The following is a 13,947-nucleotide window of genomic DNA, read 5'->3' on the forward strand; positions in this document are numbered from 1 at the left end:
GAAGTGCAATGGGCTCGTGTGGGGCGAGCGACACCACGGGGCTCGCGACGCTCTCCGCCTGCGGCGCGAGAGCGCGTGGCTCCTTGCGAAGCAACGAGCGCAGCCGCAACCCGAACAGGGCGGACGCCACCTTCGTCATGAACTGGAACCCCTTGAGCCCCGTCAGGCTTGAGGTCCCCGTGGTGCGTGGGCGCATCGCGACCGCGACCTCTTCGATTCGAAGTCCCGCGAGCGCGACGAGCGCGATGGACTCTGGCTCCGGATACTCATCCGGCATGAGGCGCAACAACGTGGCCACGGCGCGAGGCGAGTACACCCTGAAGCCCGACGTCGGGTCTGTCACCCGTGCCCTCTGACCAAACAGCCCCAGCAGCACGCTCACCACGCGCCCTCCCACCCAGCGCAGGGGCGTCGTGCTGGCCAGCGTGTCCACGCCTCCCGTCGCGGCATCGCAGAAACGAGAGCCAATGAGCAGATCGGTCTGCCCGTCCCGCGCCGAGCGGACCAGGTCAGGGATGGACTCGACGGGATGTTGTCCGTCGGAGTCACACTGCACGACGTAGCTGACCTCCAACCGCTGGGCCAGGAGGAACCCTGTCCGCAGCGCCCCGGACACGCCGATGTTGGTGTGATGCGTGACGTGGTTTCGCGGAGCCAGCCGCCGAAGAACCCCGGCCGTACCGTCCACTGACCCATCATTGACGATGCAGAAATCCAGCTCCCAGTCCGGCGTGGCGCGAGTCAGCGCCGTGAGACGCGGCAGGAGCGCTGGAAGGCCTTCCGACTCATTGAAGCAAGGGAGGACCACCAGCACGCGGGGACGCCCCCTCTCGGGGGCCGCTGGCGCGTCGGGGAACGTCTGGGCGGCAAGCGATGACACGACCTGCCCCAGTTGCCGCTGCACGCGAGTGCTCTCCGCGTAGTGCGCCAGCATCTGAACGAACAGGAACATGGTGAGCCCAGCCAGGACCATGTTGCTCACCAGGCTGATGCCCATCAGTCGAGCCACGGGCACCAACCAATCCGGACGGATGGCCGCCACGAGCACGAAGCCACTGGCAAGGAACCACGTCACGGAATGGCGTGCCGCGAGCCGCGCGCCGAACTGGGAAATGACCACGAAGAAAAAGCCCACCACCACGGTAATGAATGGCAGCGACATTCCGGAGTCCCCCACAGCCATGGCCTGACCGTTCGAACACCCAGAGAAGCACGCACACTTCTCAGGTTTGCATTGCCCCCCCCTCCGTACGGTACTCACGCCATCAATGCAATCCCCTGAAGCACAGGTGCCAGTCCCTGACGTACGCCCCGCCCCACGGCGCTGGCCTTGCGCCACGATGAGCATGCTGCTCGCGCTCAGTACCGCGGGGGTATTGACGCTGGGGGCATGGGCTCCCCCCTTTCAGTCCCTGGGCTCCCGCCTCCTGCTCGTCCTCGGGTGCCTGACTTTGGGCGCGGTGCTGTACCGCTTTCTCCTTCCGTGGCTGCACAGACAACTGACGCGCTACTCGTCCGCTCAGCAGCGGACCTGGCTGGGAGTCGTCACCCTGGTCGCCGTCATCCTGATGGTGGCTGCTCCCCTCCACGTCATGATGCCCGCGGAGCGACTTCCCGTGACGGTCCACGCCACGGGCGAGCGAAACCCCCGCTCACAGGGCAGCGAGGTGTGGGTCCTCGGACTGCTCGACGCCTACGGTGACCCGCTGCCTCCCGATGGCTGGCGCCCCGAAGGAAACTGGGAACGCCGAGCTGGAGGCGCCTGGGTTTCACACCTCGGTCCGCCAGCGCGGCTGCATTGGGAAGGCGGAGGTCACAAGCCCAGGGTCCTCCAATTGTTGACGCACGGGTTCTCCGGCATCGCGGAGTACACCGTGAACGGTCGAACCGAGCGGCTCGACCTCTATGCGCCACCCGGGACGGACGCGCGCCGGGACCTGGTCCTCCACCATCCCGCCAGCGCATCGACCCCCACCGCCTGGATTCGAATCACCGTCACGTTGGCGGCCCACGCGCTGGTCCTGGGCACCCTCCTGCTCATGATGGGGCTCTGGCTCACGAGCCGTCCGCCTCCCTCCAACACGCCTCTGTCGCGGCCGTGGGTGGGACTGCTGGCCCCCATGCCAACCGTGGTGGTTGCTGGCATCTGGCTGCTGGCCGTCTACCCGGGGATGCTGAGTCCAGACTCGACGTCACAATGGCGTGATGCCCTCTCCGGGAACATGGATGATGCGCATCCGCTGTTCCACACGACCTCCATCCGATTCCTCCAGAAGCTCTGGGAATCCCCCGCGATGGTGGCGCTCGCGCAGATTGCCGGCCTGGGGGCGCTGGTGGGTTGGGGCTGCGCATCGCTCGCGCGGGCAGGAGTCTCCCGAGGCATCATCGCGCTCACCGCGACGGTGTTCGCGCTGGCACCCGTGAACGGGACGATGGCCGTCACCCTCTGGAAGGACGTCCCGTTCAGCCTCTGCATCCTCGCGCTGTGTATCTGGGTGTTCCGCTCCGCCACTGACACCCGCACGCGCTGGGACGTCCCGTTCTGGGTGAGCCTGGTGGTGCTGGGCGCAATGGCCATGTTGTTCCGCCACAACGGTCTGCCCGCGGTGGTCGGAACCTTCCTGGCGCTGGGGCTCCTCCGGAGGGAGCGCTACAAAGCAGTGGCGCTCGCGCTCGTGGCCACGTTCGTCGTCGCCTCGGGTACCCGCTGGGTGCTGAGCCAGACGTACACCATCAAGCCCTTCGCCAAGGGGATGACGCTGGTCGGCTTCCTGGGCGCCCACGTGGCGGCGGGAACACCTCTGGAGCCCGGGGAACGCGCCCTCCTCGAGGAGCTCCACCCGCTTGATGACAAGTGGAACTACCGCTGTTTCAGCAACGTGTTCACCATCTGGGACGGGCGCTTCGACATGGACGCGCTGATGCGGCACAACGAGGCGTTGCTTCCACTCCTCGTCCGCCTGACCCAACGAGACGCAGCGCCGGTGCTCTCACACGTGCTGTGCAGCAGCTCGGTGCTCTGGAAGCTTTCGCAAGGCTCCGACCACCTCAATGGCCCTCCCATCTGGGTGGGGCCCGACGGGGCGCTGGGCACCATCGAGCCCGAGGAGCGGCACCTTCGGACCACCTCACACCTTCCAGCCCTGCGTGAGCCCCTGCTCCGGTGGACCCTCCGGACGCTTCGGTCAGACCTGGCCTGGCTGCTCTGGCGCCCCGCGCTGCCGCTCTACCTGCTGCTGCTCGCCTGCGCGGTGGCATGCATCCGCCACCGGACCTGGCGGCTTGCCACCGTGGCGCTCCCCATCGTCTTGCATACGGCGGCGCTCGCCGCGCTCATCCCGTCACCCGACGTGCGCTACCAGTACCCCGTGTTCCTCGTGGCCCTGATGTTCGTTCCCGCGTGGCTCGCGGGGATGCGACTGGATGCGGCGCCGTCGGCCGAAGCGCCGCGGCGCGCGCCTTCCGTCGCGCACGACACGTCAACGCTCAGGTCAGCCGGTTGACGGTGCTTCGAATCGCGCGGTGAATGACGGGCACCCGCTTGAAGAGCGTGTTCGCGCGGTCCACGAGCACGTAACGAAGCGGAGGCGTCTCCACGGGGCTCCCGCTCCCCGGCGCTCCGCTGACGGGAGCGGGTTTGCCCGCGACGGCCTGCTTGAGCAAGGGGTGCACGAGGGGCAGGCGCTTCAAGGCCGCGTTCATCAAATCCACGACGTCATAGCGCAGCGGGCGCACGGCCTCGGCCAGCACATGGGCGGACTCCAGGGCCGCGGACGCCGCGGAGGACGGCCGACGCTCCTGCGTGTCGAGCGCGCCATAGGGGTCGACCATGGCCTCGCGGGAGTGCGCGAGCAGGGCGAAGAGCCGCGTCGACGGGTGCAGTGGCGCGGGCACGCCTTCGAAGAGCCGCACCAGCCAGCGGAAGTGCTGGCGCTTCTGGGACGCGGACGGAGTGATGTCATGCCCCCGCCGCGAGAAGAAGTGGACCTGGTTCGTCACCAGGAAGCGGTGTCCCCCCTGCGCAAGCCGCAGGAAGAAATCCCAGTCCGCATAGCCGGACAGGGTTTCATTGAAGGCGTGCTGCTCCAGGACGGTGCGGCGCAGCAGCGCCGTGGGCGCGGAGACCTGGTTCGCGGCCAGCGCGTACGTCGGACAGTCCCCCAGGTACGTCATGAACCCCTTGAACTGGCGGTTGGCCAGCTCTTCGCTGGAGTGGAAGCGGCCCCCGGTGGGGACCACGCCCGCGTACGCCTGTCGCGCTTCCAGCGCGGCGACGGCGTGCTGGATGAAGTCCGGGGACAGGCTGTCGTCCGACTCCAGGAACACGACATACGCCCCGCGCGCGGCGCGGACACCCAGGTTGCGAGCCCCCGCGAAACCACGGTGGACCGGGGAGCGAACGACACGAAGCCCCTCCCCTTCAGCCGCGGACCGCTCCAGGCGCTGCAGAACCTGCATGTCGAAGGCGCTCGTGGACCCATCATCCACGATGACGACTTCCACCTCCGGGTACGTGCTGGCGGCGACACCTTGCAGCGCGATGGGCAGGAAGATGCCCTGGTCATGATTGATGATGACCACGCTGACCAGCGGGGCCTGCGGGGCCCGCGTGGGCGGCGTCTCCGGCGCGTGGCGCTCCCAGTAGGGACGGTCCACCGTCCAGCGGACGGGGGCCAACTCCGGCCCTTCCAGCGCCTTGCGCATGGCCACCACCAGCGCATCCAGGCTGCCGTCATACTTGTGGCAGTGGACCCCGTCGACGAAGGGGCTGTCGTCACCGAAGGCCAGACAGGCCGAGTTGAGCACCAGCCGGGTGCCCGCGACGGAAGCCTCGTAGGCCGTGAGATTCAGTGACTCATAGCTGGAGGTGATGACCACCACCCCCGCGCGCATGTGGGCTTCCCGGTCAGGACCTGGCTTGATGAAGACGAAGCGGTCCGTCAGGTCCGAAGGGATGAGCGCCTGGACCTCGGCGAGGAAATCCGGGTCGAAGGCATGGCACGCCAGGATGGCCTTGCCCTGGTACTCCGGCCACCTGCGCATCAACAGCACGGCGCCCCGGACGAAGACATCCGGCTGCTTGAAGTGCTGAATCTTGGTGACGAACACCAGGTTGCGCTGGGCCGCGGGAGCGTCGAACGGCCGGGGCGCCGCCGCCGGAGACTCCATGACCACCGGGGGAAACTCCACCCGCACCTTGCGCATCCACGCGTCATCGAAGCCGTAGAAGCGCCGGTTGAACTCGGCGATGCAGGGAAGGTGCCCCACCACGAGGTCCGCATCGAGCAAGGCCTTCCGCTCGAGTTCGAACCGCCCCAGGTTCTCGACCTCGAGCGTGTTGGGCTCGTGGTGCATGATGGTGCCGTAGCTCGAGTGCAGCCGCACCGAGAGGGTGGTCTGCGCGAAAGCCAGCCCCAGGTGCTTCTCCTGCAGCGCGGCGAAGGCCCAGCCGCGGAAGTCCGCGAACTCGATGACGTCGAAGCGCAGGCCCTCCGCTTCGCGCGCCTTCAGGTAGCGCATCACCTCCAACGATTCGCCGTGCCAACGTGAATCCCGGAAGGCTTCCGTGGGCGGATAGAGGCCATGCGCATCCGCGACGGTCTGTTGCGGGTCGCGGAAGTCGCACAGATGCGCCTTCACCCGCCCCCCGAAGAAGAGCTCCACCTGGGCCGTCTGCACGGCAACGGTGGGCGGGAACAGGACATGGAACTCCACGTTCGCGCCGTGGCGGTGCGAGTCCATGATGAGGTTGTGCGCGACGCGGCCAATGCCCCCTGGGGTGAAGGGGTAGAGCTCATCGGTGACGAGGCAGACGCGGGTCGGGCTCATGGCTGTGCGAACTCAAGATAGTGGTTGAGCGCTTGGGCACAGAGCATCTGGGTGTAGTCCTCCAGCATCTGCGCGTACTCCTCCGGCGAACGCTCCCGGAGGCCGACGACCCGCTCCAGCGCCGAGCGAATCTGTCCGAGCGAGCCGGTGCCCGCGACCTGAACCAATCGCTGAAAGGGGTGTTCATCCAGTGTCCCCAGGGTCAGCGGCCCTGTCAGGCACGCCACACCGTGAGTCAGCCCCTCCAGGGCGGTCATCGGCTGGCACTCGGCGAGCGTCACGTTGAGGACGACGTCCGTCTCCCGGATGAGGTTGAACAGCTCCGAACGGTTCAACGGCCCCACGTTGATGACGGAGGCCTTGAGGGGCAGCTCCGGACGGGCCGTGAAGGGACTGGTGACGAAGACGCGCTCCATCCCTGGCAGTGACGCGGCGACGAAGACGTTGGAGTAGAAGTTCTTCCACCAGTTGTTGGGCGTGGGAACGAAGGCGGCCCGCGTCGGCGGAGCGCGGTGACGTTGGTCCGCCGGTGCGACCCGAGGAGGAAGGTTGAGCAGGACCTTCTGGAAGAGCAGCGGCGACATCAAGTGCATCTCTGGCTTGACGCACGCCACGGAATCAAGAAGCCCCTGCTCCCGGAGCGCCAGCACGCGGCTGAAGGTCTCCAATTCGAAGTCGAAGTGGAACTGCGCCGTGGAGCCGTGCCACACGCAGCACAGCTTGAGCGTGCTGCCGAACACGCGACGAAGCATGTGCATGACTTCCAGGGCATTGGGCGAAAACCCCTGGAAGATGATGGACCGCGCGCCCAGCCGCTCACACGTTTCGGCGATGCGCTGGTGGTCCGCCGCGGTCAACGGGCGATTCGCGGTAATGCCAATCTTGTGACCCGGCGCATAGCCAGACGCAGCACGAATGCCGTACCACTCCTGGTGGAAGAGGTGCACCACGCGGGAGAGCCGCGGGTCCACGTGCGCCCACGTCGTATCCAGCGGGGCATCGACAACGACGGCCTCCGCCACGGCGTCATGCCCATAACGCGGCGCGGGCGCGTTGACCGGCGCACGAGCAGGCTCCACCGGCGCGGCGCGAAGGCGGACCAGCTCATCCGAAAGCGACAACAAGCGCTGCCGCCGCTCCGAGCGCTTCAGCTCGACCGTCAGGCGCTCCGTCAGCTCGGAAGCCCGCATCCCCGTGAGTCCGTCCCCGGCCCGGAGCACCTCGCCGGCGTGCTCCGTCCACGCCCGCAGCCGCGGCAGGGACTGGACGCTCAGCGACTCCAACGTCACCTCCCGGCGCTCGTCCCGCGCCTGCTCGACGGACTGGAGCTGGAAGAAGCGGCGGCCCTGGGACGCGTTGCGCTTGAGGACGTAGACGTCATGCGTGGCCAGGAGGCCACCGCCGTGGTGCATGTCCCAGCCAGCGGGAGTCAGTTCCGCGTAGGGGTGCAGCCAGCAGCCCTGGTGCCAGGCGTTCTCCCAGATGCCGAAGGGAACAAGCTGGTTTTCGACCAGGCACAGCAATCCGCCGGGACGCACGAGCTTGCCCAGCGACTCCATCAGGCCCGGCAGACGCTCCGGCGGGTTGTGGATGAGGACGGACACGGTGAACACCACGTCGAACGTCCTGTCCCCCACCGCCTCCAGGGCATCCGGCCCACTGAAGAGCCGCGCGTCCAGCGGCTCCAACCCCACTGGCGGCGCATGCCGCAGGGGCTCCATCATCGCCTCGGAGAAGTCGTAGCCGTGGTAGCGAACGCCTTCGAGCGACGCAAGATAGGAGGCATGCCGCCCGAAGCCGCAACCAAACTCCAGGACGTCCAGCGGCCTCCCCAGGGCGCGTTGCTCGGCCTGCATCAGCTTCGTGAGCAGCGCCTCTTGTTGGCCATACCCGGGGTTGCCCGCCTCCTGACGCGTGCGGATCATCTCCCGGTAGGTGTAGCCGCTCGTGGCCTTCCAATACTGGCTGCTTGCCGCTTCTTCCGCCTGCGGCTGCCGCGGGGCGCTCGGCTCCGGCGACGACGCGATTTGAAGTTGGGTGTCATCCCGCATGGTGGAAATTCCTTCTGCCGCGGCCCCCAGGGCCAATGTTCAACCGCCAGCGCCCCTGTGTTCAGCTGGCGTGTTCCTAGGATGAAGCTGAAGCCCGGTCGTCCCGCGTCGTCGCTGGGTGCGCCCCTGTGTTCAGCAAGCCCTTCATGACCCGGTCTACCTCGGCCTCCCATGTCGTCCGGCTGACCCGCTCCGCGGCCTTCGCGCCGAGCCGGGCCCGGAGCGCGCCGTCCGAGACTGCGTCGCGAAGCCGGGCCAGTACGCCACTCGGGGTCGGCTCGGCAAGCAGGCAGTTGTCACCAGGCGTCAGCAACCACCGATTGGTGGGATTGTCGTTCGTGACGACAGTGACACCGCAAGCCATCATCTCCAGCGGCAGATACGACGGATGCCGGGTGAACATGAAACACAACCCGACATCACACTCGCGGTAGAGCGCCCCTGTCCGTTCCGCCGGCAACATTCCCAGGTTGGTGACGAGCCCCCGAACGCCGTAGGCCTCGGGGTCCCACTCCGCGCCCGCCGCGAGCACCTCGACGGCGGGGCCCAGCTCGCGCTTGAGCTGCGCCAACGCGGCCAGCCCCAGCTCGAAGCCATTGCGCTCATTGCCCGGGCGTCCATAGAAGAACACGCGCACGGGCCCCTGGCGTGGGGGCCGGCGCGGATGAAACACAGCCCCATCCACCGCGGGCTCGAACCACGCGCCCTCCATCCCGTGCAGGCTCACGACGTGTTCGTGGAGTCCGGGCGTGTTGAAGATGCCGTAGAAGCCCAGGCCATACGTCTGCTCGGCCAGCGCGGAGGGGGTGCCCGCCGCGTGGAACAGCGGCTCATAGTCCTGGACGAAGTAGCCGCGAACGCCGGCACGCGGGTGATGCAGCACGCGATAGGCGGAGGTCCACGCGGTGGCCAGCGCCAGGTCGCACGCGGGCAGTGACGCCACGTCCTCGGGCCGTTGCAGCACGCGCACCGCGCCCACCGCGGCCGGGCAGATGGCCGCGACACGCGCCTCGATGTCCCCGGGCCTCACGTTCGGCTGGTCGTAGATGACGAAGTCGCTGCGCACGCCGTGGCGGCGCTGCATCAGGTCCGCGAAGCGGAAGATGGTGTGGATGCCCGCGTAGACATGGCCGAAGGCGGGAACGAACCAGGTCGCCGTCTCCACCCGGCCCTTCGCGCGCAACGCCGCCAGCGCCCCCGGCGCGGACTGGCGCGCGGCCTGGGCCTGTTCGGGCGTGTAGTCCCAGGCCTCCAGGTGCTCGATGAGGTGCCGCTGCGCTCGCGCCCGCTGCTCGCCCCGGACATCCCGCGCGCTCGGAACGTCGCGCCCCAGCGTCCGAACCGCCAGCTGCTCGCCATCCTCCGGATGTCGGCGGAGGCCGCAGTCCGTGGCCGTCAGCGTGAGGTGCGGGTTGTAGTAGGGGTCGCCCTTCGGCCCCAGCCACGGCCGGTAAGCGGCATATGACAGCCAGTAGTCCGCTTCGGGGATGGCGTCCGCACGCCGGCTGGCCGACTCATGATGAATGAGCCGCGTCTGCGCCGTGCAGACCACGCGGAGGCCCTGGGCATTCAGCCGCAGGCCCAGCTCCACGTCGCTGCCGCACACCTGGAAGCGCTCGTCGAAGCCCCCCAGCGACTCGAAGACCTCGCGGCGGAGGATGACGCAGGCACTGGTGACGGACAGCCAGTTCCGCGTCCACTCGGTGTGCCCGAACGGGGTGGAGATGGGCCCCTCCGGCAGCCGCCAGAAAGGATGCCCCGCGAAGCCCGTCATCCCCACCACGACGCCCGCATGCTGCACGGTGCCCTCGGGGAAGAGCAGCTTGCACCCCACCGCGCCCACCTCGGGCCGCTGGGCCTGGGAGACCAGTTCATCCAGCCAGGAGGGGTCCACCACCTCCATGTCGTTGTTGAGGAAGAGCAGCAGCTCCCCGGAGGCCTGCTTCGCGGCCCAGTTGTTGATGGCCGGGTAGTTGAAGGGGTGATTCCACGTCAGCTTCACCAGCCGAGGGTCCACCCATTGCTCCAGCAGCGCGAACGTCTCTGGCCGGGTGCTGTTGTTGGAGACGAGCAGCACCTCGAAGTGAGGATAGCGGGTGTGCGCCAGGAGGCTGTCCACCAGCGTGCGCAGCAGGTCCGGGCGGTCCTTGAAAGGGACGATGATGGAGACCTTCGGCGTGCCTCGCACCGGATAGCGGACCCGGTACTGCATGGGCGCCGGGCTCGTCACCTCCGCCGACTCCCCCTGGCGCTGCAGGTGCTCCGACAGCGCCCGCACGCCCGCCTTCGTGGCCGCGTCCAGCCCAGCACCCCGGTGACCCGAAGCCGCCGACCCCACACGCGCGTGGTACAGCGGCTCCGTGACGTGGCCAATGGACGAGGTGGCCTCACTCAGCCGCAGCACCAGGTCATGGCCCTGAGCGCCATCGAAGCCCTCTCGCACGCCGCCCACCTGCGCCAGCGTCTCGCGACGGACCACCAGGAAGTGACGGACGTAATCCACGGAGCGCAACAGGTCGGGTGACCAGTCCGGCTTGAAGAAGGGCGCGGCGCGGTGGCCCTGCGCGTCCAGACAGTCCTCGTCCGTGTAGAGGAGCGCAAGCTCGGGCTGCGCCAGGAACGCCAGCGCCACCTCGGCCAGGGCATGCGGTGCGAGCGTGTCCTCGGCGCCCAGGAACCCCACGAAGTCCCCACGGCACGCCGCGAGCCCCTCGTTGGTGGCACGGGCCATGTCCCCATGGGACGACGCGGTGAGGACGCGAATGCGAGGCTCCCGCGCCGCCGCATCCTGAAGGATGCGCGCCAGGTGCGGCGCGGTGCTGGCGTCATCGACCAGGAGCCACTCCCAGTCGGCGTACACCTGCGCGGCCACCGAGGCGAGGCACTCACGGAGGAAGGCTTCCGAGGCGTCGTGGACCGGCGTGACGAGCGAGATGAGCGGGCGCCGAGCCAGCCGCGCGACGGCCTCATGTGCCGCGGTGACACGCGCCGGCTCCCGCGCCGCGCACCAGGCGGGGTAGTCCTCCAGCGACGGCGGCCGCGGCGGCGCCGTCCGCGTGCCCAGGAGGTTGGCGAGCGCGAGCACCGACTCCGCATTGAAGCGGGACTGGCGCCTCAGCACCTCGCCCCACAGCGGCTGGGTGACGCGGAGGGCGCCGGGAAGGGTCCGGCCCGCCAGCGGCTCGCGCAGCGCTTCGACGTCCGCCACATGGCGGCGGGCCTCGGCTTCTCCTGGAGCCCGCGCACCCGCCGCCGCGCGGATGGCCTCCACCATGGCCAGGTTCCACCGGGCCTGTCCCTGAAGCACGGCCTCCAGCACGGGCCCCAACGTGTAGAGGTAGCCCCGCTTGGCGAAGCCCACCAGCGCGCCCGCCACGCGCCCGCGATGCGACCCCACCGCCCACCGGGTGGGCACCGCCAGCGGCTCCAACTGCGAGACGGCCCAGGAGGACACGTCATCACGCAGGCCCAGGGCCCGGTGCACCGTCAGGTACTCCAGCACCCGCACCAGCGCGCGGTTGAAGTTCCCCTGGGGCCGAAGCATCTCGATGTGGAAGGGCTCCAGCCCGTTGACGAAGGCACGTTTGGCGGACGTCACCAGCGCCCCCCCACGCGCCCGATGCGACGCCGGGATGGAGAACGCAGCCGGGTCCGCCAGCCTCGCGGCCTCCTGGAGCGAGGACAGGCCCTGGCCGCCCTCGGGGAGCGCGCGGTGGAGGTGCTCCGTCGCCAGGCGCAGCGCGCCTTCCAGGGCGCTGCGCTCGTCGCACTGCTCGGGCGCGCACGGCTGACGCTCCTCCAGCACCTTCCGGAGGACAGCCACCATCTGCGCGAAATCCCCCGGTCCCGGCGCCGCCACGTGCCCCTGCGTCACATCAGCCCACTTCTGCCACATGACTCACCCTTCCCCCTGGGTAGCGGCGCGCTCCTGAACCCTCATCCCACCTCCACACGTGGAGACGTGCCTGGCTCGAATGGGACGCCCGGCTGGGACTCCGTCCCCGGATCCACAAACCACCGGTGAGGAGGACGAAACACCCCTTCGTCCTCGGTCGTCGACACCACCCGGAACGCACAGCGCCCGGACGACTCACCCTTCGAGGACCGAGCCGACACCACCAGGGAGTAGTCGCCCCCCAGCGCCCCCAGGCGCTCGACCACGAAGCGAAGCACCCCCTGGGTCGGCATCCGCGAGAGCACCACCGCCTCCCGGCGGGTGCTCGTCTCATACAGGGTGCGTCCGTCCGCGGCCTGCAGCCGCACGTGGAAGTCCACGTCCTCGTCCTCGCACGGACCTTCCACGGAGAAATCCGCACGGACCTCCAGGCCCTGCTCCGGAGACAGGACGTCCAGGGACTCGCCCCGAGCGTCCAACAACCGCACCCGGTGGATACGGACAGGTCCTTCGGAGGGCAGCGTCGCGACCGGCACCTGTGGCAGCGCACCGCCGCCCTCAGTGAGCGCCGGAGGCGTGAAGGCAGCGGACTGCGCCTCCGCCAGGGAGATGGCCTCGCGGTACTCGGCGGTGACCTCCGAGGGCTTGCCCACGCGGCGGACGTAGCCGCCATCAATCCACGCAGCCAGGTCGCACCAACGCTCCACGGTGCCCAGCTCATGCGTCACCAGGACGATGGTCTTCCCCTGCCGCTTGAAGTCCATCATCTTCGCCAGGCTCTTCTTGCTGAAGTGCTCGTCGCCCACGGCGAGGATTTCGTCGATGATGAGGATGTCCGGATCCACGTGCGTGGCCACCGCGAACGCCAGGCGCATGTACATGCCGCTGGAGTAGGTGCGCACCGGCTCGTCGATGAACTCGCCCAGCTCGCTGAAGGCGATGATTTCATCCATCCGGGCCCGGACCTCGGCGCGCGTCATGCCCAGGATGATGCCGTTGATGAGGATGTTCTCCCGGCCAGAGAAGTCCGGATGGAAACCAGCGCCCAGGTCCAGCAAGGCGGAGATGCGCCCGTTGATTTGCAGGTCGCCAGAGGTGGGCGTGTAGATGCCGGTGATGAGCTTGAGCAGCGTGCTCTTCCCCGAGCCGTTCCGCCCGATGATGCCCACCGTCTTCCCCTTGGGGATGGTGAGGTTGATGCCGCGCAGCGCGGTGATGAGGCTCGCATCACGCGACTGGCGCTTGCCGCGCAACCAGCGAAGCAGCTCGGACTTGAAGGTCGTGTACTCGCCCCGGATGGTCCGCTTCCGGAAGCTCTTCACGACGTCCTTCAGGATGATGGCGTCCATGGATTCAGTCATACCGACGCTCAGATGGACTCCGCGAACTCTTCGCGGCGGGCTTCGAAGATGGACGAGGCGCCCCACAGCAGCACCACGGAGATGGCCGCCAGCGCCATCAACGGCCCTGCGTCCGGCAGCCGGTGCTCGTAGAAGATGGCCTGGTACGACGTCATCAGACTGACCATGGGGTTGAGCGCCCGCATCAACGAGCGGGCGCTCTCATCCTGGATGGTGGAGAGCGGATACAACACGGGCGTGGCGAAGAACCACAGCGTCAGCAGGTTGCTGACGATGTGCTGCAGGTCCCGGAACGTCACGTTGATGGCGGCCAGGATGAAGGTCAGCGCCAGCGTGAAGGTGAGCTGGATGAGCACCACCACCGGGAACAACACCACGTGCCACGTCGGCCACTGTCCGTAGGCCATGCCCAGCCCCAGCATCAGCGGAAGCGACAAGACGAAGTTGCAGAGGTTCGTCACCACCACCGCGGTGGGCAGCACCTGGGCCGGAAAGCGGACCTTGGTCAGCAAGTCCCGCCGGTCGCTGATCGCGCTGGCGCCACCGCCGACCGACGTGGAGAACCAGATCCACGGCAGCAGCCCCACGAACATGAAGAACGGGAAGTTGGGGATGTTCTGCCGCATCACCACGGTGAACAGCAGCACGTACACCAGCATGTGGAGCGTCGGATTCAGGAACGTCCACAGGAAGCCGAGGAACGAGCCGCGATAGCGCGCCTTCAGTTCCCGCTGGACGAGGCTGATGAGCAAGCCCCGGTACTGATACAATTCACGGACGAGCCGAATCATGAGAGGGCCTTCTATAGCAG

General features: G+C 68.2%; 7 protein-coding genes. 1 reads left to right on the plus strand and 6 read right to left on the minus strand.

Annotated elements, in window-relative coordinates:
* Positions 1 to 1,162 (minus strand): DUF2304 family protein (locus G4D87_RS20585; protein WP_240358442.1); only part of this gene is annotated, 1,162 nt, incomplete at its 3' end.
* Between the two features lie 178 nt (positions 1,163 to 1,340).
* Between G4D87_RS20585 and G4D87_RS20590 the strand changes: the two genes are divergently transcribed.
* Positions 1,341 to 3,503: a hypothetical protein gene (locus G4D87_RS20590; RefSeq protein WP_240358443.1), complete on the plus strand. Its 2,163-nt coding sequence runs from the start codon at positions 1,341 to 1,343 to the stop codon at positions 3,501 to 3,503.
* Here G4D87_RS20590 and G4D87_RS20595 read toward each other — a convergent pair.
* The 5 genes from G4D87_RS20595 to G4D87_RS20615 form a co-directional block, all read right to left on the minus strand.
* On the minus strand, positions 3,487 to 5,829 hold the full coding sequence (locus G4D87_RS20595; RefSeq protein ID WP_163783770.1) for a glycosyltransferase: 2,343 nt from the start codon (positions 5,827 to 5,829) through the stop codon (positions 3,487 to 3,489). The two genes, G4D87_RS20590 and G4D87_RS20595, sit on opposite strands and share 17 nt — an antisense overlap.
* Positions 5,826 to 7,880: a class I SAM-dependent methyltransferase gene (locus G4D87_RS20600; protein ID WP_163783771.1), complete on the minus strand. Its 2,055-nt coding sequence runs from the start codon at positions 7,878 to 7,880 to the stop codon at positions 5,826 to 5,828. Before G4D87_RS20600 ends, G4D87_RS20595 begins: the two co-directional genes overlap by 4 nt.
* A gap of 76 nt (positions 7,881 to 7,956) precedes the next feature.
* Complete coding sequence (gene rfbC, locus G4D87_RS20605) at positions 7,957 to 11,775, minus strand: O-antigen biosynthesis protein RfbC (RefSeq protein WP_163783772.1); 3,819 nt, start codon at positions 11,773 to 11,775, stop codon at positions 7,957 to 7,959.
* 41 nt (positions 11,776 to 11,816) lie between these two features.
* Positions 11,817 to 13,136 (minus strand): ABC transporter ATP-binding protein, encoded by a 1,320-nt coding sequence (locus G4D87_RS20610; protein WP_163783773.1) that lies wholly within the window; start codon positions 13,134 to 13,136, stop codon positions 11,817 to 11,819.
* Positions 13,137 to 13,144: 8 nt separating this feature from the next.
* Entirely contained in the window at positions 13,145 to 13,927 is a 783-nt protein-coding gene (locus tag G4D87_RS20615; RefSeq protein ID WP_163783774.1) for an ABC transporter permease, read from the minus strand.
* Positions 13,928 to 13,947 lie beyond the last annotated feature (20 nt).

Origin of the sequence: Myxococcus vastator, assembly GCF_010894475.1 — a bacterium.
GTDB classification, from domain to species: Bacteria; Myxococcota; Myxococcia; order Myxococcales; family Myxococcaceae; genus Myxococcus; species Myxococcus vastator.